This window comes from Nonomuraea sp. NPDC049028 (genome assembly GCF_043197735.1).
Classification (GTDB): domain Bacteria; phylum Actinomycetota; class Actinomycetes; order Streptosporangiales; family Streptosporangiaceae; genus Nonomuraea.
The window spans coordinates 43,495-65,499 of record NZ_JBICTR010000015.1 but is presented as its reverse complement, the minus strand read 5'-3'; the positions used below and the strand labels follow the sequence as shown (position 1 = coordinate 65,499).

19 protein-coding genes are annotated in these 22,005 nt (G+C 71.3%); 11 read left to right on the top strand and 8 right to left on the bottom strand.

The window, feature by feature from the left end:
- Positions 1-9: 9 nt before the first annotated feature.
- Entirely contained in the window at positions 10-654 is a 645-nt protein-coding gene (locus tag ACGFJ2_RS47880; protein WP_357952919.1) for a helix-turn-helix domain-containing protein, read from the bottom strand.
- 229 nt (positions 655-883) lie between these two features.
- Between ACGFJ2_RS47880 and ACGFJ2_RS47875 the strand changes: the two genes are divergently transcribed.
- The 4 genes from ACGFJ2_RS47875 (at position 884) to ACGFJ2_RS47860 (ending at position 4,280) form a co-directional block, all read left to right on the top strand.
- Positions 884-1,867: a sugar ABC transporter substrate-binding protein gene (locus ACGFJ2_RS47875; RefSeq protein ID WP_357952917.1), complete on the top strand. Its 984-nt coding sequence runs from the start codon at positions 884-886 to the stop codon at positions 1,865-1,867.
- Positions 1,864-2,898: an ABC transporter permease gene (locus tag ACGFJ2_RS47870; RefSeq protein WP_357952915.1), complete on the top strand. Its 1,035-nt coding sequence runs from the start codon at positions 1,864-1,866 to the stop codon at positions 2,896-2,898. The genes ACGFJ2_RS47875 and ACGFJ2_RS47870 overlap by 4 nt, the downstream gene beginning before the upstream one ends.
- Positions 2,895-3,662 carry an ATP-binding cassette domain-containing protein gene (locus ACGFJ2_RS47865; protein ID WP_357952913.1) on the top strand — a complete coding sequence of 256 codons (768 nt, stop codon included), beginning with the start codon at positions 2,895-2,897 and terminating at the stop codon, positions 3,660-3,662. The genes ACGFJ2_RS47870 and ACGFJ2_RS47865 overlap by 4 nt, the downstream gene beginning before the upstream one ends.
- A 147-nt stretch (positions 3,663-3,809) precedes the next feature.
- Positions 3,810-4,280 (top strand): pyridoxamine 5'-phosphate oxidase family protein, encoded by a 471-nt coding sequence (locus ACGFJ2_RS47860; protein ID WP_393480027.1) that lies wholly within the window; start codon positions 3,810-3,812, stop codon positions 4,278-4,280.
- A gap of 27 nt (positions 4,281-4,307) precedes the next feature.
- Here ACGFJ2_RS47860 and ACGFJ2_RS47855 read toward each other — a convergent pair whose 3' ends face one another.
- The 3 genes from ACGFJ2_RS47855 to ACGFJ2_RS47845 all read right to left on the bottom strand — a co-directional run bounded on the left by ACGFJ2_RS47855 (position 4,308) and on the right by ACGFJ2_RS47845 (position 8,164).
- Positions 4,308-4,985, bottom strand: coding sequence for an SDR family NAD(P)-dependent oxidoreductase (locus tag ACGFJ2_RS47855; protein ID WP_393480025.1), 678 nt, complete (start codon positions 4,983-4,985; stop codon positions 4,308-4,310).
- 522 nt (positions 4,986-5,507) lie between these two features.
- Positions 5,508-6,812: an FAD-dependent oxidoreductase gene (locus ACGFJ2_RS47850; protein WP_393480022.1), complete on the bottom strand. Its 1,305-nt coding sequence runs from the start codon at positions 6,810-6,812 to the stop codon at positions 5,508-5,510.
- Between the two features lie 356 nt (positions 6,813-7,168).
- The gene (locus ACGFJ2_RS47845; RefSeq protein WP_393480020.1) at positions 7,169-8,164 is read right to left on the bottom strand and encodes an Lrp/AsnC family transcriptional regulator; all 996 of its coding nucleotides are present in this window, start codon (positions 8,162-8,164) and stop codon (positions 7,169-7,171) included.
- Positions 8,165-8,614: 450 nt separating this feature from the next.
- Between ACGFJ2_RS47845 and ACGFJ2_RS47840 the strand changes: the two genes are divergently transcribed.
- The 3 genes from ACGFJ2_RS47840 to ACGFJ2_RS47830 all read left to right on the top strand — a co-directional run bounded on the left by ACGFJ2_RS47840 (position 8,615) and on the right by ACGFJ2_RS47830 (position 10,549).
- The gene (locus ACGFJ2_RS47840) at positions 8,615-9,238 is read left to right on the top strand and encodes a hypothetical protein (RefSeq protein WP_393480017.1); all 624 of its coding nucleotides are present in this window, start codon (positions 8,615-8,617) and stop codon (positions 9,236-9,238) included.
- Positions 9,239-9,564: 326 nt separating this feature from the next.
- Entirely contained in the window at positions 9,565-10,134 is a 570-nt protein-coding gene (locus ACGFJ2_RS47835; protein WP_393480014.1) for a TetR/AcrR family transcriptional regulator, read from the top strand.
- Positions 10,127-10,549: a thioesterase family protein gene (locus ACGFJ2_RS47830; RefSeq protein WP_393480012.1), complete on the top strand. Its 423-nt coding sequence runs from the start codon at positions 10,127-10,129 to the stop codon at positions 10,547-10,549. The genes ACGFJ2_RS47835 and ACGFJ2_RS47830 overlap by 8 nt, the downstream gene beginning before the upstream one ends.
- Before the next feature lie 120 nt (positions 10,550-10,669).
- On the opposite strand, the gene ACGFJ2_RS47825 is transcribed toward ACGFJ2_RS47830, so the two are convergent.
- The 3 genes from ACGFJ2_RS47825 to ACGFJ2_RS47815 form a co-directional block, all read right to left on the bottom strand.
- Positions 10,670-11,722: a GMC oxidoreductase gene (locus tag ACGFJ2_RS47825; RefSeq protein ID WP_393480009.1), complete on the bottom strand. Its 1,053-nt coding sequence runs from the start codon at positions 11,720-11,722 to the stop codon at positions 10,670-10,672.
- A gap of 279 nt (positions 11,723-12,001) precedes the next feature.
- Entirely contained in the window at positions 12,002-13,567 is a 1,566-nt protein-coding gene (locus tag ACGFJ2_RS47820) for an aldehyde dehydrogenase family protein (protein WP_393480007.1), read from the bottom strand.
- 40 nt (positions 13,568-13,607) lie between these two features.
- On the bottom strand, positions 13,608-15,035 hold the full coding sequence (locus tag ACGFJ2_RS47815; protein ID WP_393480004.1) for a 2-oxoadipate dioxygenase/decarboxylase family protein: 1,428 nt from the start codon (positions 15,033-15,035) through the stop codon (positions 13,608-13,610).
- Positions 15,036-15,174: 139 nt separating this feature from the next.
- Between ACGFJ2_RS47815 and ACGFJ2_RS47810 the strand changes: the two genes are divergently transcribed.
- Positions 15,175-16,071 carry a LysR family transcriptional regulator gene (locus tag ACGFJ2_RS47810; protein ID WP_393480002.1) on the top strand — a complete coding sequence of 299 codons (897 nt, stop codon included), beginning with the start codon at positions 15,175-15,177 and terminating at the stop codon, positions 16,069-16,071.
- Between the two features lie 57 nt (positions 16,072-16,128).
- Here ACGFJ2_RS47810 and ACGFJ2_RS47805 read toward each other — a convergent pair whose 3' ends face one another.
- The gene (locus ACGFJ2_RS47805; RefSeq protein WP_393479999.1) at positions 16,129-18,663 is read right to left on the bottom strand and encodes a LuxR C-terminal-related transcriptional regulator; all 2,535 of its coding nucleotides are present in this window, start codon (positions 18,661-18,663) and stop codon (positions 16,129-16,131) included.
- 65 nt (positions 18,664-18,728) lie between these two features.
- Here ACGFJ2_RS47805 and ACGFJ2_RS47800 point away from each other — a divergent pair, with 65 nt between their 5' ends.
- The 3 genes from ACGFJ2_RS47800 (at position 18,729) to ACGFJ2_RS47790 (ending at position 21,749) form a co-directional block, all read left to right on the top strand.
- On the top strand, positions 18,729-19,835 hold the full coding sequence (locus ACGFJ2_RS47800; RefSeq protein ID WP_393479997.1) for a hypothetical protein: 1,107 nt from the start codon (positions 18,729-18,731) through the stop codon (positions 19,833-19,835).
- 50 nt (positions 19,836-19,885) lie between these two features.
- Entirely contained in the window at positions 19,886-20,422 is a 537-nt protein-coding gene (locus tag ACGFJ2_RS47795) for an RICIN domain-containing protein (protein WP_357952886.1), read from the top strand.
- 991 nt (positions 20,423-21,413) lie between these two features.
- The gene (locus ACGFJ2_RS47790) at positions 21,414-21,749 is read left to right on the top strand and encodes a hypothetical protein (RefSeq protein WP_225302967.1); all 336 of its coding nucleotides are present in this window, start codon (positions 21,414-21,416) and stop codon (positions 21,747-21,749) included.
- Positions 21,750-22,005 lie beyond the last annotated feature (256 nt).

Here is a 22,005-nt window from a genome sequence, read left to right as displayed (position 1 = left end):
GAGGCGGGATCAGGGCGAGCCGGGCGTCCAGCGGGCCCGCAGCTCGGCGTCCTGCGGCGGCGGGCCGGGCAGCGGCCGGTGGGCCGGCGGCCGCCGCAGCGAGTCGAGCAACAGCGCCAGGTAGCGGTGCCGCAGCTGCTCGGTGCGCTCGTGCTCGCCCAGCTTGACCGAGGCCAGCTGCTCGAACAGCATGGCCACGTCCGACACCGTGACGTCCTGCCGCAGCACACCGGCGGTGGACGCCTTGCCGTGCACCTGGGTCGCCAGGTCACTGGCCCGTACGGCGGCCTCGTACAGCTCCTCCGTCGGCTGGAACGTCCCGGCCAGCGCGATCGTCAGGGAGTGGGTGTCGGCCTCGACGATCTCCCGCATGAACGTGGCGAAGGCGTCCCAGGGGTCGCCCTGGTCGGCCAGCGCCTTCTCCGCGGCGGCGATGTACAGCATCAGCCCGTCGAAGCAGAGCTTCTGCAACAGGGCTTCCTTGCTGGGATATCGGCGATAGAGTGCGCTGATCCCGACGCCCGCCCGCTCGGCCACGGCGGCGATCGGAGCGCCCGGGTCGGCCGTGAACACCGCCCGTGCCGCCTGGAGGATCAACGTGTCGTTGCGGGCGGCCTGTGCCTTGCGGCCGCTCATCGGTGCTGGGGTCGTCATCCCCCTAGCATATGGGAACGTACGATTCCGTTCTACTGTCAGGTGTTCGGCCAGGTAGGCGGCGTAGAATCGAGGGTGATCGCGGCTCCTTCTTCTTGGAATGCGTGGCGACCATCATGTCCTGACATCAGGACGAAACCATGATTGTCACCATTGGTCCGTATGTCTATACAAGCAGATGACATTGGGGTAGAACCAGGGACGAGCCCGTTGGTCTTGGAGGTGTCGGATGAGACGAATCCCGATCGTGGTGGCGTTGCTGGGCGCTCTGGCGTTGAGCGGCTGTTCCTCTGCGCCGCAACCCGCCGCGCAGAGCAGCGCACCGGCCGCAGGATCCGCGCCCGCCGCGGCGAGCGGCGGCACCTTCGCCGTCATCACCCACGCCGGACCCGGAGACTCCTTCTGGGACGTGGTCAAGAACGGCGCCGAGGCCGCCGGCAAGCAGTACGCCGTGAAGGTCACCTACCAGGGCGACGGCGACCCGGCCAAGCAGTCGCAGCTCATCGACCAGGCGGTTTCGGAGAAGGTCGACGGCGTGGTGGTGTCCATGGCCAACCCCGACGCCCTCAAGGAGGCCATCGGCAAGGCCGTCGCCGCCAAGATCCCCGTCGTGACGATCAACTCCGGCGCCGACTCCTCCAAGGCGTTCGGCGCCATCACCCACGTCGGGCAGTCCGAGGAGGTGGCCGGGCGCGGCGCGGGCGAACAGCTCAAGGCCGCCGGCGTCACCAAGCTGCTGTGCGTCATCCACGAGGCCGGCAACGTCGGCCTCGACCAGCGGTGCAAGGGCGCCGAGGCGACGCTGGGCGGCACGGTCGAGCGGCTGCAGGTCGACGTGAGCAACCTGGCGGACGTGACCTCCAAGGTCACCGCCAAGCTGCAGTCCGACAAGCAGCTCAACGGCGTGCTCACGCTCAACCCGGCGGTCGCCATCGCCGCCCGCGACGCCATCAAGGACGCCGGGACGCAGACCAAGCTGGGCACGTTCGACCTGTCGGGCGACGTGGTGGCCGCGATCAAGGACGGGGAGATCCTGTTCGCCGTCGACCAGCAGCAGTACCTGCAGGGCTACCTGCCGATCGTCTTCCTCTACCTGTACAAGAACAACCTCAACACCGTCGGTGGCGGCCTGCCCGTCAACACCGGCCCCGGCTTCGTGACCAAGGACAACGCCGAGCAGGTGGCCAAACTGGCAGAAGCGGGCACCAGGTGACCACTGTTCCCGCCGATGAACGGATCGGCAGCGTCGGCCTGGCCCGCCGGCTGCTGATCCGCCCGGAGCTGGGGGCGGTCGTCGGCCTGGTCGCGGTGTTCGCCTTCTTCGCCGCCCAGTCCCCGGTGTTCCGCTCGCCGGCGGGCATCGCGAACTGGCTCGACCCGGCCGCGACGCTCGGCATCATGGCCGTCGCGATCGCGCTGCTGATGATCGGCGGCGAGTTCGACCTGTCGGCCGGCGTGCTGACCGGCACGACCGGGCTCATCCTGGTCACGCTCGCCACCCGCTACGGCTTCGACGTGTGGACGGCCATGCTCGTCGGGCTGGTCGTCGCGCTGCTCATCGGACTGGCCAACGGGCTGGTGGTCACCAGGACGCGGCTGCCCAGCTTCATCGTGACGCTGGGCACGTTCCTCATGCTGCAGGGCATCAACCTGGGCGTCACCAAGGCCCTGACCGGCACCGTACAGGTCAGCGGACTGCGCAGGGCGGCGGGCTACGAGACCGCCCGGACGATCTTCGCGGGCACCATCGACATCGGCGGCACCTCCTTCCGCGTGGCGATCCTGTGGTGGGTGCTGGTCACCGCCGCGGCGACCTGGGTGCTCATGCGTTCCAGGGTGGGCAACTGGATCTTCGCGGTCGGCGGCAACGAGCAGGCCGCCCGCGCGGTCGGCGTGCCCGCCGCCCGTACCAAGATCGCGCTGTTCATGACCACCGCGGTCGCCGCCTGGCTCGTCGGCTCCATCCTGGCCCTGCGCTACACCTCCGTGCAGGCCAACATCGGCATCGGGCAGGAGTTCATCTACATCATCGCCGCCGTGATCGGCGGGTGCCTGCTCACGGGCGGGTACGGCTCGGCGATCGGCGCCGCCATCGGCGCGGTCATCTTCGGCATGGCCGACAAGGGCATCGTCTTCCTGGGCTGGGACGCCGACTGGTTCAAGTTCTTCCTCGGCGCCATGCTCCTGCTGGCCACGCTGGCCAACCGCCTGGTCCGGCGGTACGCCGAGGAGGTGAAGCATTGATCATCCAGACGCGCGACATCGGCAAGACCTTCGGCTCGGTCCTGGCGCTGCGGGAGGTGTCGATGAGCGTCGAGGCGGGCCAGGTCACCTGCGTCCTGGGTGACAACGGCGCCGGCAAGTCGACGCTCATCAAGATCCTCGCCGGGGTGCACCAGCACGACACCGGCTCCTTCCTCGTGGACGGCACCGAGGTGCGCTTCGCCAGCCCGCGCGAGGCGCTGGACCGCGGTATCGCCACCGTCTACCAGGACCTGGCGATGATCCCCCTCATGTCGGTCTGGCGGAACTTCTTCCTCGGCTCCGAACCCCGCAAGGGCCTGGCCTTCGACGTCGCCACGGCCCGGCGGGTGGCCCGCGAGGAACTGCGGGCCATGGGCATCGACATCCGCGACGTCGACCAGCCCGTCGGCACGCTGTCCGGCGGCGAGCGGCAGTCGGTGGCGATCGCCAGGGCCGTCCACTTCGGCGCCCGGGTGCTCATCCTCGACGAGCCGACCTCGGCGCTGGGCGTCAAGCAGGCGGGTGTCGTCCTGCGCTACATCGCCAGGGCCCGCGACCGGGGTCTCGGCGTGGTCTTCATCACGCACAACCCGCACCACGCCTATCCGGTGGGGGACCGGTTCCTGCTGCTCAACCGGGGGACGAGCCTGGGGGAGTACGGCAAGGGGGACATCACGCGGGAGGAGCTGACGGGGCTGATGGCGGGGGGAGCGGAGCTGGAACAGTTGTCGCACGAGCTGTCCCAGGAGCCGGACCGGGACTGAGAGGGGAACGCGCTGCCGAGCCGTCAGAACACCGTCTAGACCTCGACCGTCTAGACCTCGACCGTCGCATGGACGCGGTGGGTCCGTACTTCGGGCCCGTACCTCCCGGCCGGGGTTTTTGTCGGTGCCTTCGTTCATGATGCTCACATGACGTCGTGGAAAGAGTTCGAGATCCAGGCCCCCGAGCTGGCGGCGGTCGCTCGGGGAGTGATGGAGCGTCACAAGCACAAGGTGCTGGCCACGCTCCGTAAGGACGGCTCTCCCAGGGTGAGCGGCACCGAGTCGCGCCTTGACGGCGGCGAGCTGTGGATGGGGTCCATGCCCGGTGCGGTCAAGGCGCTCGACCTGCGGCGAGATCCGCGCATGGCCATCCACGTCACCTCGCCCGACCCTGATGAGGCGGATCCGTCGTCATGGGCCGGCGACGTGAAACTGGCCGGCCGGGCGGTGGAGATCACCGACCCGAAGGTGCTGGCCGAGGCCGGCCTGCCCGGCACCGACTCGCACCTGTTCAGGATCGACCTGTCCGAGGTGGTGTGGACTCGGGTCGAGAGCGACGAACTGGTCATCGACACCTGGCACGAAGGCGCGGAGGTACGACACATCCGCCGCAAGTAATCTACAAAGTAAAGGCGCTCGGCTGAATCAGTGCACGAAAAAGCCACCATCAACAAACAGCATCTGTCCGGTGACAAACGCGGAGGCGTCACCGGCCAGAAACACCGCGGCACCGGCGAAATCGTCTGGCACGCCGTTACGGGCGACCATGTGGCGCGCGGCGAGCGCCTCGACCCGGCCGGGGATGGCCTGAGCCGGCTCGGTCAGCGGCGTCAGCACGAATCCGGGAATGATCGTGTTGACGCATACGCCCCGGCTTGACCAGGCTTCGGCCTGCGACCGCGTGAGGCCGCCGATCCCTGCCTTGGCCGCACCGTACACACCGCTGTTGCCGAAGGCGCTGACGGTCTGCTGGGAGCCCACATTGATGATCCGCCCCCAGCCCCGCTCGGCCATGCTCGGCCCGAAGTGCTGGCCCAACAGGTAGGGGGCGGTCAGGTTGACCGCGATGGTCTGCTCATAGTCGTCGTCGGTGAGCTCGGCCATGGGCTTGCGGATGTTGTTGGCGGCATCGTTGACCAGGATGTCGATCTGGCCGGCGCCGGCGCAGACCCGCTCCACGGCGGCGCGGTCGCCGAGATCGGCGCTGATGCGGGAGGCCGTCACGCCGTGCTGCCGCAGCTGGTGCACGGCCTTGTCGAGCTCGGCCTCCCGGCGAGCCACGATCACCACCTCGGCTCCGGCGCGGCCGATCGCCTCGGCCATGGCATAACCGATCCCTGAACTGCCGCCGGTCACCAGGGCTCGCCGGCCGTCCAGGGAGAAGAGATCACGAAGATAGTCAGACACGAAGGGTCAAGCTAGCATCCGGCGCACGGCCGTCCGCGACGGGGCAGGGCCGGAGGGGCATGGGGTTGTTGGTTGTACGACCGGGAGTCTTCCAGGAGATCGTCGGGGTGCGGGCCGGCCAGGTCGACGCCGGTGTCCGTCCAACGTCCACCTCGTCCGCAGGCTCGCCGATGGTGGCGGACGTCGGCCAACGTCTACCAGTTCACGAGGGGCAAGGGCGACGCCGGCACCCTGACCAAGGAGACCGACTCAGCCTGCTGCTCCCCAGCCACCACATCGGGCGACGAACCGGTCACCGCCCCACTGGCAGGAAGCGGTGGACCGGGCCTTTCGGCGCTTACCGGCGGATTGCCCTGCTACCAGGGTCGGCGGGTTGCTGGCTCTCAGGTGTCCGAGTCAGCGCCAAAGGGGCCTCTGTAGGGGCGGTGGCCCGGGGGTTCATGCGGTGGGGAGCGGATTCTGGCCGAGGAAGCGGTGGCCGTTGTCGGCGGAGGCGCGTACTGCGGCGAACCCGTAGCCGGTCATCGCGGCTTCGTATTCGCCCAGCGCCGCGGCCAGCGGGCGTCCGTGTGCCGCCTCGTTCAGTGCGTCCGCCAGCGTGGCCGCGTCGCGCAGCGCGGTGTTGGCGCCCACCCCGCCGGCCGGGCTCATCGCGTGGATGGCGTCACCGAGCAGGGTGACGGCGCTGGTGGGCCATGGCTCGATGGGGACGCTGGTACGCAGGATGGCGGGGAAGATGCTGGCCGGATCCCACTCCCGCACGATGCGCTGGACGCGGGGATGCCAGCCGTCGATCAGGTCCAGCACCATCGCGCGGAGTTCGGTGCCGGTCATCCGATGGAGTTCGTCGTCGGTGCGGGGGAGGTGCTCGCGGCGGGTTCCGAAGCTGACGGTCATGTAGTCCCGTACGTCGTGGAGCCGGATGTCGGGGGCGTGCCGGGCGACGGCCTGGTCCATCGGCTCCGGGAACTCCACTGGAGCCACGCCGACGAAGGCGTTGCCGGGGCCGACGATCGCGGTGAAGACGTTGAACATGTCGTCGCTGAACAGCGCTCTGGTCTGGGCGGTCAAGGGGATCTTGCCGTAGAGCTGGCGCAGGCCGGTGTCGATGACGCGGGCGTGGGGGAGCCGCTGGCGGCGGATGACGGAGTTCACGCCGTCGGCGGCTACCAGCACGTCGCCGGTCACGGTGCTGCCGTCGGCGAAGTGGGCGGTTGTGCGGCTGTTCGCGGTGGCAACGGGATCGTTCGCGGCGGTGTCACGACCGTTCGCTGTGATGCGGCTGCGCGGGATGACGGTGTGGTTCATCGCGGTGGCGGTGGTGGTGTGGTTTGTCGCGGTGCCGTCGGTCGGGGTGGTTTCGAAGCCGGTGCATGTCTTGCCGTAGGTGACGACGTCTTCCAGTCCGGTCAGCAGTATCTGACGCAGGGTCAGCCGGTCGGCCGCCAGGGGCGCGGGTCCGGAGTCGGCCTCCGCTGTCCATCGCGGAAGGAGTTGTTCGTCGAGGAACACTGAGCGGGGGCCGGGTGTCCCCGTCGTGGCCAGGAAGAGTCGCCATAGCTGTGGCGGGAGGGCGTGTTCGAGGGCGCGCCGGCCGTCGGCGTTGATGTGGAGGCGGTAGCCCTGGTGGCGGAAGACCGGCGTGGTGTCTCGCTCGTGTACGGAAACGCTGATGCCGAGACGGCGCAGTCGTTGGGCCAGGCACAGGCCGCCGAGTCCGGCGCCGATGACGATCACATGCATGGTGGTGATTCCCTTCTGGTCATCGGCAACTGTCGGCGTCGGACCCGGGCGAGGGCGATCCAGGTGCTGTGATGCGGCGGTTTCCGGCATGATGGGCAGGCAATCAGCCGGAATCCGGCGAGCGGTCTCAGATCGGGTCGAACCTCTCCTGCCGAAAGTCGAACCTCTCCTACTGGAGGCGGGGCCTCTCCTGCCGGGGGCCGGGGCTCTCTTGGCGGAGGTCGGCCGGATCCCCTGCGGGAAGGCGGACTCCTCCCGGCGGGAACCGGGCCCCTCCTGGACCGGGCCCCTCCTGGACCGGGCCCCTCCTGGACCGGGCCCCTCCTGGACCGTGTCCCTCCTGGATCGGGTCTCTCCTAGTGGAAGCCGGGCAGGATGGCGCCTGCTCGCTTGACGGTCCGGATCAGGGGCGCCGTCTCTACATGCCGTACGGCCTTCAAGGATCCGATGCGCTCGGTCAGGTACCGATACAGGTCGCGGGAGTTGCGGCAGGTGACGCCGGCGAAGAGGTTGGCCGGACCTGTGGTGGCGGCGGCGACCGTGACCTCCGGGTGCTGGGCCAGGGCCTCGCCCACGGCGGCGAGTTTGGCGGGCTTCACGGACATCCACAGCCAGGCTTCGGCGTGGAAGCCGAGGGGTTCGGGTGGGATGTCGACGTCGAAGTAGAGGATTCCGGCCTGCCGCAGGTGTGCCATGCGCCGTCGTACGGTCGACTCCGACCAGCCGGTGATCGCGGCCAGGTCGGTATGGGTGGTACGCCCGTCCTTCGACAGGGTCTCCAGGAGCGCGTGGTCCGCTTCGTCGAGCTGGACGGTTTCGTCGATGGGCGGGGCGGTTTCCGCATGCACGGTGGGATCGACGAGGAGTGCGGCTGCTTGCTCGGTGGACAGCGCCCGCAGGCCCGCCCAGCCTGCCGGGCCGCCCGCGAACCTGTGCAGCATGCGGTGCGCGGTGACGCCCACCACTTGCCGGCTGCGGGGGAGTTTCTCCAGCAGGAAGGCGTCGCGTTCGGCTGGCGTGCGGGCCAGTGTGCCGCAGGCGATCTCGGTACCGCCGGAGAGCAGGCTCACCCAGGCGGTGTCACTGCGGCGTGCCAGGGCGGTGGCGACGGCGCCCGCGGCGTCTGGTGTGCAGCGCAGTCGGATCGCCCAGGAGACGTGATCGAGCCGGAGCCCGTCGACCACGCCGACGACGCGGAGTATCCCGGCCGAACGCAGTCGCCGGTATCGGCGGGCGATGGTGTTCTCGGAGACGCCGAGCACTTCGCCGATCTTGCTGAAGGGTGCTCGGCCGTCGATCTGGAGCGCGTGTGCCAGGCAGCGGTCCAGGCGGTCCAGGGTGACGGTTTCCATCTGGGTACGGTATCCCGGCGCCGGTTAACGGCATGATGATCGCCGCGGGTGAGTTCGAACGGCCGGAGTCTTTGGGACAAGCCGCGGTGCCTGAGAGACGAGCCGCGCTAGCCGGGCGGCAAGCCGCGGCGCCTGAGGGGCAAGTCGCGCTGGCTGGGCGACAAGCCGCGGTGTCTGAGGGGCGAGTCGCGCTAGCCGGGCGGCAAGCCATGCTGCCTGCGGGGTAGGTCATGCCTCCGTCGCTGCCGGGGCGGCAGCTCGCGCCGCCGTCCCCCGGGTGATCATCCTGCTATATTCGCGGCCGGTTGCGAGGTCGTGTCCCGTACTGACACGATCCGGCTGGAGTGATGGCGGCGGCAGCCGTACACAGGCGATGACGTCAGAGGTGAACGGCGCTTCACCCCAGCTGTAAGAGTTGCTATGGCGCCTTTATGGCGTCATAGTGATGTCATGGATCTCGCGCCGTACGTCGACAACCTGCGCCGCGAACTCGCGGTCGCCGCTGAGGCGGGTGGCGATGACGCGCGCGCCCTCGCCGAGCGCCTCACCTTGCCGTTGGAGTCGGCGACGCGGCTTGTTCTGCTGGAGGCGTTGTCCGCCGCCGCCGACGAGATCACCCGGGAGCTCGCACCGGGCTCGGTCGACGTACGGTTGCGCGGGCGCGACCCCTCCTTTGTCGTGACGCCGCCGCCCACGGACCGTCCATTCGAGGACGGGGGTGAGGGCGGTTTTGACGCGTTGCCCGGTGTGGCGGGTGGTCGGCGGCGGACAGCTTCGGGCGGTCCAGGGGTATCGGGCGCTCCAGGAGCGCGGGGGGCTTCGGAGGCTGGGGCGCCGGCCGGTGTGGGGGTGCCGCAGGAGGGTGAGGACGGTGGCACGTCGCGGATCTCGCTGCGCGTCCCCGAGCGCCTCAAGCCGCGCATCGAGGAGGCGGCGGGTCGCGAAGGGCTGTCCGTCAACGCCTGGCTCGTCCGGGCGGTCTCGGCCGCACTCGAACCCGATGGTGGAGGGCGCCGTTCCGGATGGCGCGAGGAGCCGAAGGGCGGCCGTCGCTACACCGGCTGGGTGCGCTAGCGCCTTCGGCTACGCCGGCATGGGTGCGCTTGCTCCACCCGCGGCCGGTCGCCGATCGCCACCGCCGCATGGCTGAACGTGGCCTGCCAACTATGGCACCGCGCACGCCACTTCGGCGGGCGGCGATGGCCCTTAGGGGTTCGACGAGAGCGTCGAGGTGCGTGCGCGCAACCTTCCGCCAGGCCGATGTCAGCACGTGTTCGCCGTAGCCGCCCTTGCCGGGCATCGCACGCCGAGCGATGAGCCCGTAACAGTCTCCACGAGTTGTTCGCGTCGGCGAGAGGCGGGCGATTGTGCCTGGTTTACAGACCTGTAAGTATGGCGGGGTGGAGAAGTACAGTCCCGGCGGGCGGCGGTTGCTGGAGGTGGCGACCGAGGTCTTCTACGCCGAGGGGATCCGGGCCACCGGCGTTGACGCGCTGGTGGAGCGGGCCGGGGTGTCCAAGCCGACCCTGTACGCCCAGTTCGGGTCGAAGGAGAACCTGGTGGCCGCCGTACTGGAGTGGCGGCGGGCCGTACGGCAGGCGGAGCTGACCGAGTTCCTTCTCGACAGCGGCGGGTCGGCCGAGGAGCGGCTGCTGGCGGTGTTCGACTGGCTGGCGCGGGGGCATGGGAGCGAGGGGTTTCGCGGGTGCCCGTTCACCAACGCCGCGGTGGAGCTGCCCGATCCGGACCATCCGGCGCGCAAGGTGATCTCCGCGTACAAGGGGTGGTTGCGGCAGCGGTTGACCGAGCTGGCCGAGCAGGCCGGGCTGGCCGACCCTGACGGGCTGGGTTATGCGTTTTTGCTGCTCATCGACGGGGCCAATGCCCGGGTCGTGGTGGATGGGGATCGGTCGGCGATGCTGCGGGCCAAGGCCGCGGCCGCCCGGATGATCGGTGGTGTACATGGCTGAAGGGCTGGTCGCGGGGCTGGAGCACGAGTTCGCGTTCCTGGTGCCGGAGAGCAAGATCGTGGCGGGGCTGTATCCGGAGTCGGCGGAGTTCGGGGTGATGCCGCCGGTGTTCGCCACCGGGTTCCTGGTGGGGCTGCTGGAGTGGACGTGTGTGCGGGCCGTCCTGCCGTACCTGGACTGGCCGCGCGAGCAGACGGTCGGCACGCGCGTCGACATCACCCACCAGGTGCCCACGCCGGCGGGGATGACGGTGACCTGCCGGGTGCGGCTGGTGTCGGTGGAGGGGCGGCGGCTGCGGTTCGAGGTGGCGGCCGGTGACGGGGTGGACGTCATCGGGGAGGGTACGCACGAGCGGGTGATCATCGACGCAGAGCGGTTCACGGCGCGTGCCTTGGCCAAGGGCGAGCCCTCCTGAGCCCCGCCGACCCGAAACCCTCCGATTCGCGGGTCGGCAAGCCGGGGCGCGTCATCGGCCGGCCGGCTCGGCCGGCTGACGCGCCCGCCTGGATCGGCCCGGTAGCGCCGTTGCGGAGTCTCAGAGCAGGGTGCGGACAAGGTGTTCGGCGAGGGCGACGACCGGGAGGTTGGTCGTGGCCCGGGGGATCACCGGGATGATCGAGGCGTCGATGACCCAGAGGTTGTCGCTGCCGTACAGCCGCCCGGTGGCGTCGACGACGGCGCCCGCGGCCGGGTCGGTGCCGATCGCGCAGGTGCCCACTGGGTGCCAGTAGTGAGCGGCGGCGGCGCGCATCGCGGCCTCGCGCGGGCCCGTGAGCTTGCCGCCGGACAGACCTGCGGGTTGGTCGCGGGAGGGATCCGCGGCAAGCCCGTCGCGCGGATCCATGGCGTGCCTCTCGCGTCGATGACTGGCGAGTCCGTCGCGCGGGTCCTCGGCGAACTCCTCCAGCCAGGCCGCGGTGAACTCGTCGAGAGGCTGCCCCAAGAGAGGGGCCAGCGCCGGTGAGGTGGCCATGCGCCGGCACAGGTCGATGCCGTGCCGCAGCACCTCAAGGTCGCTCCCGCCGGGGTCCGTCAGGTACGCGTGGTCGATGAGGGGTCTGGCCGCGGGGTCGGGTGAGGTCAGTCGCAGCGTGCCCCGGGATCGCGGCGTGAGACACGCGGCGGGCAGTACGCAGGTCCAGCCTCCGGGCTCCTTGCCGGTCCACGGGAGGAGATGCAGGTCGTAGGGTGCGCGGCCGCCGGTCGACAGGGCCTTTCCGATGACCTGCTCGTCCGGGACCGGCCGCCCGCGCTTGTAGTCGGCGAGCCGTCGTACCAGTTCCTCGCTCGCGGCGAACCGCAACTCCAGGGTGGGGTGGTCCACGGTGAGCCGCTCCTGCCCGTGGCGTACGTGTGCGCGGTGGACCACCGAGCCGTGGAGTTCGAGGCGGTCGACCAGCGCGTGGTCCACCACGCGCAGCCGCCGATCGCTCCGCCCCGGCTCCGGGCGGTCGCGTACGGGGTCCAGGTAGGCGAAGGCGCTGTTCCAGCGGACGCCGTCAGGGTTGTTGACCGGTGAAGGTCCGCAGCCGGCGCCGCCGAAGAGGTCGTCCAGGTCATCCGTGCGCGGTACGCCACAAAGGATCATGGCCTCCATCGCCGCCTGGAACGGGTGAGGTCGTCGTCGGAGTCCCGGCGGACGCGCAGTCTGGCAGCCGCGTGCCGCATCAGCTCGGTGAGCGAGGCGTCGGTCCAGGACGGTCCCCATGTCCGGTAGTCGATGGCGTGGCCGACGGTCTGGGAGCAGCCGTTGTGGGAGGAGCAGCCGCCGATGACGCGGGCTCGGTCGAGCGGCAGGTCGCCGCAGGGCCGATGGTCAGGTCCGGTGGTGTGGGCCGGATCGCTGGTCTGGGTCGTGGTGCGGTTGTTAGAGGAAGCTCACGTTCTGGGCGAGGGTCAGCTGGTCGGAGTAGTTGACGGTGCCGGTCGCGCGGCGCATGTAGGCGCGCCAGGAGTCCGAGCCGGACTCGCGCCCGCCGCCGGTCTCCTTCTCGCCGCCGAAGGCCCCGCCGATCTCCGCGCCTGAGGTGCCGATGTTGACGTTGACGATGCCGCAGTCGGAGCCGTCGGCGGCCAGGAACCGCTCGGCCTCCCGCAGGTCCCGGGTGAAGATGCTGGAGGACAACCCCTGGGGCACGTCGTTGTTCAGGGCGATGGCCTGGCTCAGTGTCCGGTAGGTCTGCACGTACAGGATGGGCGCGAAGGTCTCCTCCCGGACGATGCCCGGCTGTGCGCCGATGCCCGATTGCCCGTCGCTGCCCGGCTGTGCGTCGATGCGGACGATGGCGGGCTCGGCGTAGTAGGCGGCGGGGGCGGCGTCGGCGAGCCGGCGCCCGCCACCGGCCAGGATCTCGCCGCCCTCGGACCGTGCGGCGCTCAGCGCCCGCCGCATCGCCTCGTGGGCCTGAGCGGAGATGAGCGGCCCGACCAGGGTGGTGTCGTCGAACGGGTCGCCGATGGGCAGCTTCGCGTAGGCGGTGGTGAGCCGGTCGATCAGGTCGCCGGCGATGTCGGTGTGCGCGATGAGCCGGCGCAGGGTGGTGCAGCGCTGCCCGGCGGTGCCGGCCGCGGCGAACACGATGGCGGAGGCGGCCAGGTCAAGGTCGGCCGACGGGGTGACCACGGCGGCGTTGTTGCCGCCCAGCTCCAGCAGCGAACGCCCGAAGCGGGCGGCGACCCGCGGCCCGACCTGGCGCCCCATGCCGACCGAGCCGGTGGCGCTGACCAGCGCCACCCGCCGGTCGTCGGCCAGCCGTTCCCCGATGGCGCGCTCGCCGAGCAGCAGCCGGTGCACGTCACGGGGCACGCCGCTGCCGGCCGCCGCCACGGCCAGCAGCCGGTCGCAGGCCAGGGAGGTGAGCGGCGTCAACTCCGACGGCTTCCAGACGACGGTGTCGCCGCAGACCAGCGCTATGGCGGTGTTCCACGCCCACACGGCGGCCGGGAAGTTGAACGCGGAGATCACGCCGACGACGCCCAGCGGGTGCCAGGTCTCCGACAGCCGGTGGCCGGGCCGTTCGGAGGCGATGGTGCGCCCGTACAGCTGGCGCGACAAACCGACCGCGAACTCGCAGATGTCGATCATCTCCTGGACCTCGCCGAGCGCCTCCGAGCGGATCTTGCCCGCTTCGATGGTGACGAGGTCGGCCAGGTCGTCGCGGTGCCGGCGCAGGAGTTCGGCGAGCCTGCGTACCACCTCGCCGCGACGGGGGGCGGGCACCGTGCGCCATGCCAGGAACGCCTCGTGCGCGGCCCCGATCGCCTCGTCGGCGTCGGCGGGCGTCGCGGCGGTGAGGCCGAGCAGGGTCCCGCCGGTGATCGGCGTACGGGCGTGCAGGTCGTCGCCCTCCTTCAGGGTGACGTCCAGGCGGGCCAGGATGTCGAGGGCGCGTCGGCGCAGGACGCCGGTGGCGGGCAGGGTGGTCGTGGTCATGAACGGTTCTCCGTAGCAGTACGAGGTCGGGCTCGGGGGGTCAGCTGATCTCGGGCAGGCCGAGCGCGTGGGCGGCGTCCTCCAGCGAGCGCCGCTGCTGGCTCTCGTACAGGGTGAACGGGTCCAGCACCTCGGCCCCGATGGCGCCGGCGAGCCAGTCGCTGTCGTAGTCGGCGGCGGCGCGGCTGTCGTCCCTGACGCCCTGCCCGGTGAGGTTGGACTGGAAGATCCCGGCCGCCGAGCGGGGCAGGAAGTCCTCGTAGACGATGGGCTCGGCGCGTACCCAGCCGTGGTCGATCAGGTCGGCGAGCCCGGTGCCGGGCCGCCGCCCGTCACGCGGGCGATCCGGCACCGGCCGATAGGTGAAGTACGCCAGCCGCTCGACCGCCAGATCCCGCTCCGTCGAGGGAAACTCCCGCTCCCAGAGCGTCCGGGCGGCCCGCGCACGGCCGTCGACGCCGCCGACGCGGCGGTCGGCCGAGCGGTCGGCCGAGCGGTCGGCAAGGTTGGCGTCGGCTCTGGCTTGTAGGTCGTCGTAGCGTTCGCGGCCGGCCCGGGTCAGCGCGATTCCGCGCGCCTCCACCTCGCCGAAGCGCACCCGCAGCGATCCCGTGGTGAGGCCGCCGTCAGGCCGGCGCAGCGCGCGCGGCTCGGCCAGGGCGCGAAAGGAGGTCTGGCGCAGCAGTACGTCCGGGCCGGACCAGCGCGGCGGCCCCTGGATCTGGTCGATCATGGTGATGCCGCGCTCGGTCATCCGCGCGTACAGCTCGTCGATGTCGAGTACGCGCGGCGTCAGGTGGTTGATGTGGGTGCTGGTCACGCCGCCGATGTCGGCCGCGACCGCCGAGACCCGTTCCAGGGTCTCGTACCAGGCCTGGTCGATCGGCTCCCGGCCCAGCGCGAACGCCTGGACGGCCAGGTGCGTGAAGCGTTCGGCCTGCTCGCGCGGCAGTTCGCGCTGGCGTCCGGCCCGATCGGCCAGCTCCAGCAGCTCCGGCGGGAACAGCTGCCGCGCGGCCAGGAACCTGTCCAGCCGCTCGCGCAGATCCGGGTCGAAGAAGCGGGGATCGGCCGGGGTGAGCATCGAGGTGAAGACCCGGAAGGGATCGCCGGCCAGCTCGTCGGCCGCGACGGGCCGAAAGGCGGTCGAGACGACGGGCACGGCGCTGGCGGCGGCCTCACGCAGGTCGTAGAAGCCGACCGGGCGCATCCCCAGCGCCCCGAAGATCCGCGCGACCTGCCGCAGCTCGGCCGGGGTGCCGCCGCGGATGGCGCCGTGCCGTTCGGCGGTGACGCGCTCGATGGAGCCCAGCCGCTCGGCGCCGGCTCCCGCCCGCCGCAGCACGCCGTCGTTGACTTTCTGGCAGACCTCCACCAGCGTCCGGTAGGCGGGCACCTCCTGCCCGTACATCTCCGACAGGCGCCGCGCGAACGCCGCGCGCAGCCGCCCTTGAGAGACCATGACCATGCGTTATCTCCTCCAGGTACGGATGGCTTTGTCCACGATGGAGGCGATCCCGGGTGAATCCAAGCCCCAGCAGACCGATAGATTTCCCGCCAAAGCCCAAGAACTGCTTAGGGTGCTCTACTGGCGGCGCGGAGTCGGCATGATCAAACCCCTGCATCTGCTCACCCTGCGAGAGGTGTGCCGGACCGGATCGTTCGCGCTGGCGGCGCGCGAGCTCGGCTACACGGCCTCGGCGGTGTCGCAGCAGATCGCGGCGCTGGAGAAGGACACCGGGCTGGAGCTGTTCGAGCGTGAGGCGCGCGGCGTGCGCACCACCGCCGCGGCGCACCGGCTGGTCGAGCTGAGCCAGCGGGTGCTGGCCACGCTGGAGGACTTCGGCTACGAGGTGCGCGAACTGGCCGCCGGCACCACCGGCCGGCTGCGGCTGGGCAGCTTCCCCACCGCCAGCGTACGGCTGGTGCCGCCCACCCTGTCGGCCTTCACCCGCCGCTACCCCCGCGCGGAGATCCTCCTGGAAGAGGGCGAGCCCGAGGAGCTGATCCCGCGGGTGATCGACGGCGCCCTGGACCTGGCGCTGGTCTACGAGTACGGCCTCACCCCGCAGCAGTGGCCCGACGGCCTGGCCGCCCACCACCTGCTGCGCGAGGACCTGCTGCTGCTACGGCCCCGCGACCACGCCCCGGGTGCCGATCTGCCGGAGCTGGCCGGGGAGCGCTGGATCACCAGCCGCGAAGGCACCGGCGGCGCCCTGTCGCTGGCCCGGCTGTGCGCGGCGGCCGGGTTCGTGCCCGCGGTCACCTTCCGCAGCAACAACTATGACGTGGTCCGCCACCTGGTGGCCGCCCGGCTGGGGGTGGCGGTGGTGCCCGCTCTGGGCCATGTCCCCGACGATCGCGTCGTGGCGACGCGCCTGGACCTGCCCGCCGCCCACCGCACCGTGGTCGCCCTGCACCGCCAGGCCAACGGCAACCCCCTGCTCGCCGACGCCCTGCAGACCCTGCGGCAGGCGGCCGGGCCGCACTTCGACCAAGGCTGAGGCACGAGCGGCTACCAGCGAATGAGCGCGGTGAGCACCCGTCCGAACCCGGCAGCACTATCCCTGCGGCCCGCTCAGCAGGGAGGCGAGGGCGGTGCGATCGTTGACGCCTGTCCTTTCGTAGATGGCGTACAGCGTGTTGGCCACCGTGCGAACGGACACGACGAGCCGCTCGGCGATCTCGCGGTTCGTCAGCCCCTGGGCGGCCAGCACGGCGATCTCGCGCTGCCTCGGCGTCAGGCCCGGGACGTCGAGGTCCATCAGCGCGAGCGTACGGGCACCCTGGCAGCGCTGGGAGAGCCGCCAGGCCCGGGTCTGCGCCGCCCGCATGCCGCGCCACAGCCTGGACTCGCGGTAGCGGGCCGCCGCCTGCGCAGCCGCCTCGGCCGCGTACAGCAGCAGGCCGAGCCGTTCGAAGCCCTCCGAGACCACGTCGAGCTGCGCGCCGTCGCGGGCGGCGGCATGCCGCGCGAACAGGGCGACCAGCGGGCTGTCGACCTCGAGCGCGGCGAGCCGGGCGGCCACGAGGTCGGGGCGGCCCAGCCGGACGACGTCGTGCAGCGCGAACGGCACGTCGCACGGCAGCGCGCTCTCGGCGCTCTCCAAACAGACCTCGACGGCACCGGCGGCGTCGCCGCGCCCGGCCATGGTCCACGCGCGGGCGAATCGCAGGGGCAGGACGCCGTACGGGCCGATCGGCGTGCCCGCGCCCTCCGCTCGCGCCAGCGCCTGCTCGGCCGCGGCGACGTCGCCGAGGAGCGCGTAGGCGTGCGCGAGTTCGCCCAGGCAGGCTCCGGCCAGCGTGCTGGGGACGGGCAGCCGCACGACGGTGTCGCGGGCCCAGGCGAGGGCGTCGGTGAGCCGGCCGCGCATCCGCAGCACGCGGGCCTTGGCCGCGCCGAACTCCAGGATCGCCCGCGTCCAGCTGCCCCACTGGCCTCCCAGGTCGTATCCCTCGTCGGCCAGTCGCTCGGCGGTGTCCAGATCGCCGAGCAGCAGGGCGGCGTTCGCGGCGTACCCGGTCAGCGCGGCCGACAGGCTGCGCATGGCGTCTGGTTGCTGCGCCAGCCGGGCGCCGGCCTCCTGCACGCGGGCCAGGCATTCCGTAGCCTGGCCCCGCGCCAGCAGGACGGCCGCCTCGGCCCCGCCGATCATGCGCAGGCCGTGCGGGCTGAGCGGGCCCATGTCCCGCGTCCGTGCCAGCAGGTCCTCGGCGGCGGCGATGTCGCCGGTGAGGGCGGCCAGCACGGCCCGCATGATGAGCGTGCCCTGCCGTCCTTCGACACCGCGGGCCAGCCGGGTGGTCTCTTCCAGGACGGCCCGTGCCCGTGCGACGTCCCCCAGCCCGACGGTCAGGTTCAGCGCGCGCTGCACGCCGAGGTCGATCCGGGCCGTCTCGCCCATCTCCGCCGCCCAGACGCCGGCGTACATCTCCTCGGCCTCGGCGTGCCGGTCGGTGTAGAACAGCACGGTGCCGAGCGCGGCCAGCGCGGGCGTCGCGCCGCCCGCGGCCACGGCCGCGCGTGCGAGCCGTACGGCCAGCTCCAGGTCGCGGATGACCCTGGCGCGTTCGCAGCCGGCCAGCAGCAGCCCGGGATCGCCGCTCATGCCGCCGTCCAGCCGCCACAGCGCCACTCTGAGCACGTCCTCGCGCCGTCGTAGCCCGGCCTCGGTGACCGCCTGGGCCAGCCGGCGCATCATCGTGCGGGCGCGCAGTACGCCGCAGCCGTCCCTGATGACCTCGCCGTACAGGGGGTGCGCGAGCCGTACCTGGAGCCGCAGGCCGTCTCGCTGCACGGTGACGAGCTGACGGTCCTCCAGCTGCTGGACGGCGTCGAGGGACCCCAGGACGGCCAGCAGGTCGGCGCCGAGCGGCTCACCGTAGGCCAGGAGCTCCATCGCCTCACGCTCGCGCACGGTCAGGTCACCGATGCGTGCGGCGACGGTCTCGCGCAGCGTGGGCGTGATCGTCAGCGGCCCGCGCCAGCGCCACACCTGCCCGTCCTCGATGAGGATCCCGGACAGGACGAGCTCGTGCAGGTAGAGCGCGTTGCCCTGGCTGACGCGCCACAGCCGGGCCACGGTCGCCGACTCCACCCGGCCGCCCAGGGCGGCCTCCAGGACGGCCGCGGTGTCCTCCAGGGAGAACGGCTCCAGCTCCAGCCGCGGCACCAGGCCGTCCTTCCACAGGGCGTGCACCGCGTCCGGCACGGCTGTGCGGCTGCGGAGCGTGGCGATCACCCGGGTGCCGCCCCGCGTCACGAGGTGGTGGACGAGCGCGGCCGAGGCCGGGTCGAGCAGGTGGGCGTCGTCCACGACGAGCACCGGGGCGCGCAGCGCGGCGGCCGCCCAGCCCAGCGGGTTGCCGGTGGGCGGCGTGGCGGGCAGCAGCGGCGCGAAGGCGCCCAGCGGCAGCTCTCCGGCGGCCGCCGTGGCCCGCGCCCAGGCCACCCCGTCGAGATCGTGTACGGCCTGCGCCACCAGGCGGCTCTTGCCCGTGCCCGGCGGTCCGGCGACGACCACGCCCCGGTCGGCGGACCTGATGGCCGCGAGTTGCGCCGTACGCCCGACGAACGGCCAGGAGGCTGCCACGGCGAAAGCCTATTTGAGTAGGCCGTGCTCATGCGAGGCAGTATCGCGCTCGGCAGGCTGGAGCCATGACCAACACACCGGCCACCGGCCTGACCGACCTCGTCCGCGCGAGCCTCGGCGATCCGCTGGCCGAGATCGCCGAGCAGCGCGTCGAGCCCGTCCACCACGGTTCCGGGTCGCTGTCGACGGCCTCGCTCCACCGCGTGCGCGGCACGACGACCAGCGGCGTGAGCTGGTCGTTCTTCGTCAAGTCGATCCACGCGATCAAGCACTCGGCCTGGTTCGCGCGGATGCCGGAGGAGCTGCGGGCCGAGGCGCTGGCGCAGTTCCCCTGGCGGGCCGACGCGGACGCCTACCTGGCCCGCTCCCCGCTTCCCGACGGGTTGCGGCTGCCCCGGATGTACCGGCTGGAGGACCTGGGGGACGACCGGCTGGTCATGTGGCTGGAGGACGTGCGGGTCGAGCCCACCGCGTGGGGCCTGGACCGCTACCGCGCCGCCGCCCGCCTGCTCGGCGACCTCGCCGCCGCACGGCCCGTGGCGGGCCGCTCGTCGGCGCCGCGCGAGCCGCTCAACCTTGGGCTGCGCTGGTACTGCGCGGGTCCTGTCGCCAGGCTGTTCCTGCCGATCCTGCGGGACCCGGCCACCTGGCGCCACCCTCTGGTCGCCCGGCATGCCGATCCCCTGCTGCGGGCCGACCTGCTGGCTCTGGCCGACCGGATCGGCCCGCTGCTGGAGGCGCTGGAGCGCCTGCCGCACACCCTCGTGCACGGCGACGCCGGCCCCATGAACCTGCTGGTCCCGGCCGACGGCTCGGCGCAGTTCGTGGCCGTCGACTGGAGCTGGCCGCACCCGGCGGCCGTGGGCTTCGACCTCGGCCAGCTCCTGGTCGGCCGGGCCCACACCGGTGAGCTCGATCCCGCGGACCTGCCCGCCGTCCATGAGGTGATCGAGGCCGCCTACGCCGCCGCGACGGCCGCAATCGCCGACCCCCGCGAGGTCTCCTTCGGCTACGCCGCCGCGCTCGTGCTGCGCAGTGCGTGGACCGCGATCCCCGTGGAGCTCCTTGACCATGACCCCACTCCCGAACTGCACGACCTGTTCCGCGCACGGGCCGCACTGGCTCGCTTCATCGTCGACCTGGGGCGGTCGTTGCGCCTGTGCGACGGATGAGCAATCGGCTCCTCACCCCCACTCTGGATCACATGAGAGGAAAAATGATCATGTCTTTCGCAGCAATCCGCCGTGCTCTCGCCGTGGCCTCGGCCGCGGCCGCCGGCCTCACCCTCACCGCACCCGGGGTCGCCCACGCCGAAACCACCTACTACGAGATCGTCGCCGAGCACAGCGGCAGATGCTTAGACGTCCAGGACGCCAGCCGCGCGCATGGCGCCAACGTCCTGCAGGCGTACTGCGTGAGCGGATACAACCAGCAGTGGTCTTTCGTGCCGACCGACAGCGGTTACTTCAAGCTCGTCGCCCGGCACAGCGGCAAGTGCCTGGACGTCCAGGACGCCAGCCGCTTCCACGGCGCCAACGTCCTTCAGGCGAGGTGCTGGGAGCCGGGCTACAACCAGCAGTGGAGGATGCGGACGCCGCCCGGGGCGAAATGGCGCGGCACCGGCGCCTTCGAGCTGATCGCCCGGCACAGCGGCCTGTGCCTGGACGTTCAGGACGCCAGCCGCGCCCATGGCGCCAACGTCCTGCAGGCGATCTGCAAGGATCGCCTCAACCAGATCTGGCGTCGCCGAACCCCATGAGCGTCAGGCGTCTGTGCCCGGACGTAGCCGATGTGGGCCACGCCGACGGCGCAAGTGTGGTCCAGGACCGCCGCTGGGGCGGCGAGAACCACGGCCGGCACGCCACCAGCACTGCCTGGAGACCTTCGGCCCCCGCATCGCGTCGGCGCGGGGGCCGTCCGCTTGCAACGCCATGCGGTGGACGTGCGGGGCCGGGCGGCCTGTCGGGAGGGAGCGGCGTGCGTGCCTTCGTGCGAGGGGGATGCGCGTGCGCGCAGGTTCCGACCAGCCGACACTGTCGCCAGCGCCGTTGCCGTGAACGGCGAGTCGGCGATGACCGTGGCGACGCAGCTGGGCGATATGACCGAGTTCTCTCTCACGTCGCCGCCGGGACGCTGCACCAGCATCGCGGCCCCGTTGTGCCGCCGATCGACGCCAGCGCGTTCGGACGGCCGGGGTTGGTGCGCATGGACGCTGTCGGGCAGTTGATCGTGCGGTGATGGACGGGTGCCGCGCTTGTCAGGAGGCCCTGGCTGACCGGGTGCTGGACGGTGACCGGGTGGCCGCCACGAGCCTGGTTGGGTTTGCTGTCGCTGCTGCCAGGACCTCCCGGACAGTTCTCCGGTGATGCGACCGCGGCCGTCTACCAGTTGGCCACCGATCACAGTGATGACGGTGTGCGCACGCTGGTGGTTCACGTGGGAGGCCTGGATCGTGCGGTCCTGGCAGATGTGCTGGAGGACGTGCTCGATTTCGTGCCGGTCCTCATTGACGTCCTGGGAGAGATGCGTACAGGCACCGCATCCGAACCCGGCGATGAACCCAGGCGGGGAACTGGGGGAGGAAGCCACTTCGAGCGTGGCGATGGCTCTGGCGGTCTACCACGTGGCCGCGGGCATGGACGTGCTGCTGAGCCAGGAGGAGATCCACCCGAGTCCGCCACCACAGCACGATCTATCTGCTGCTGATCATCCAGCCTGGCCAGCTTCACCCTTTCGGCACCCTCGGACATGTGGCCGACATGCTGACCATGGGCCTGCGTCCGGTCGACCTGACACGCGACCGGATCGAGGAGGTCGCGGGCTGGCAGGTGCGGATGGAGCGCGGCCGCGTCGCCGAGATCACCCGCCGCGGTGCAGGAGCGTGGTGGCGGGCCGATGCCGCGACCGGAAACGTCGACGTTGAGTGGAAGAAGGCGGGCAAAGCCCGCCGTCAAGCGGTGCTGCTGGTCTTGCCGCCGGGCTGGCTCACCGATGATCAGAGGGACCCCGCCGAGCTGATGTTGCGGGCGTGTGCCGAAGGGGCCACCTACGGTGGACTGATTCCGGTGCGGGGCTCCTTCTTCTGACTGGCGGGCGACCGCTCCCCGGGCACCGCCCCGCCTCCTGCCCTTGACCCGCTGACTTCTCCGATGAGCCGCCTTTCTGACGGACCACGGAATCGCCTACACCGTTGCTCGGCATCGATTTTCAAACCCGTCCGAGGAGGCTATACCTTCATGAAGATCCCGCATTCCGGCGACCGCCCTCCACGCTTTTGCGGCCTCGGCCACCGCGACGCCGTCCCTTATGTGGAGGCGCTGGCGTTTTGGGGCCGCGCCGTTG

Excerpts from the sequence above, each read along its gene's own strand:
- ACGFJ2_RS47880 (WP_357952919.1), bottom strand. The coding sequence starts at position 654 with ATGACGACCCCAGCACCGATGAGCGGCCGCAAGGCACAGGCCGCCCGC.
- ACGFJ2_RS47875 (WP_357952917.1), top strand. The coding sequence starts at position 884 with ATGAGACGAATCCCGATCGTGGTGGCGTTGCTGGGCGCTCTGGCGTTG.
- ACGFJ2_RS47860 (WP_393480027.1), top strand. The coding sequence starts at position 3,810 with ATGACGTCGTGGAAAGAGTTCGAGATCCAGGCCCCCGAGCTGGCGGCG.
- ACGFJ2_RS47855 (WP_393480025.1), bottom strand. The coding sequence starts at position 4,985 with ATGGCCGAGGCGATCGGCCGCGCCGGAGCCGAGGTGGTGATCGTGGCT.
- ACGFJ2_RS47850 (WP_393480022.1), bottom strand. The coding sequence starts at position 6,812 with ATGCATGTGATCGTCATCGGCGCCGGACTCGGCGGCCTGTGCCTGGCC.
- ACGFJ2_RS47845 (WP_393480020.1), bottom strand. The coding sequence starts at position 8,164 with ATGGAAACCGTCACCCTGGACCGCCTGGACCGCTGCCTGGCACACGCG.
- ACGFJ2_RS47840 (WP_393480017.1), top strand. The coding sequence starts at position 8,615 with ATGGATCTCGCGCCGTACGTCGACAACCTGCGCCGCGAACTCGCGGTC.
- ACGFJ2_RS47830 (WP_393480012.1), top strand. The coding sequence starts at position 10,127 with ATGGCTGAAGGGCTGGTCGCGGGGCTGGAGCACGAGTTCGCGTTCCTG.
- ACGFJ2_RS47825 (WP_393480009.1), bottom strand. The coding sequence starts at position 11,722 with ATGATCCTTTGTGGCGTACCGCGCACGGATGACCTGGACGACCTCTTC.
- ACGFJ2_RS47820 (WP_393480007.1), bottom strand. The coding sequence starts at position 13,567 with ATGACCACGACCACCCTGCCCGCCACCGGCGTCCTGCGCCGACGCGCC.
- ACGFJ2_RS47815 (WP_393480004.1), bottom strand. The coding sequence starts at position 15,035 with ATGGTCATGGTCTCTCAAGGGCGGCTGCGCGCGGCGTTCGCGCGGCGC.
- ACGFJ2_RS47810 (WP_393480002.1), top strand. The coding sequence starts at position 15,175 with ATGATCAAACCCCTGCATCTGCTCACCCTGCGAGAGGTGTGCCGGACC.
- ACGFJ2_RS47800 (WP_393479997.1), top strand. The coding sequence starts at position 18,729 with ATGACCAACACACCGGCCACCGGCCTGACCGACCTCGTCCGCGCGAGC.
- ACGFJ2_RS47795 (WP_357952886.1), top strand. The coding sequence starts at position 19,886 with ATGTCTTTCGCAGCAATCCGCCGTGCTCTCGCCGTGGCCTCGGCCGCG.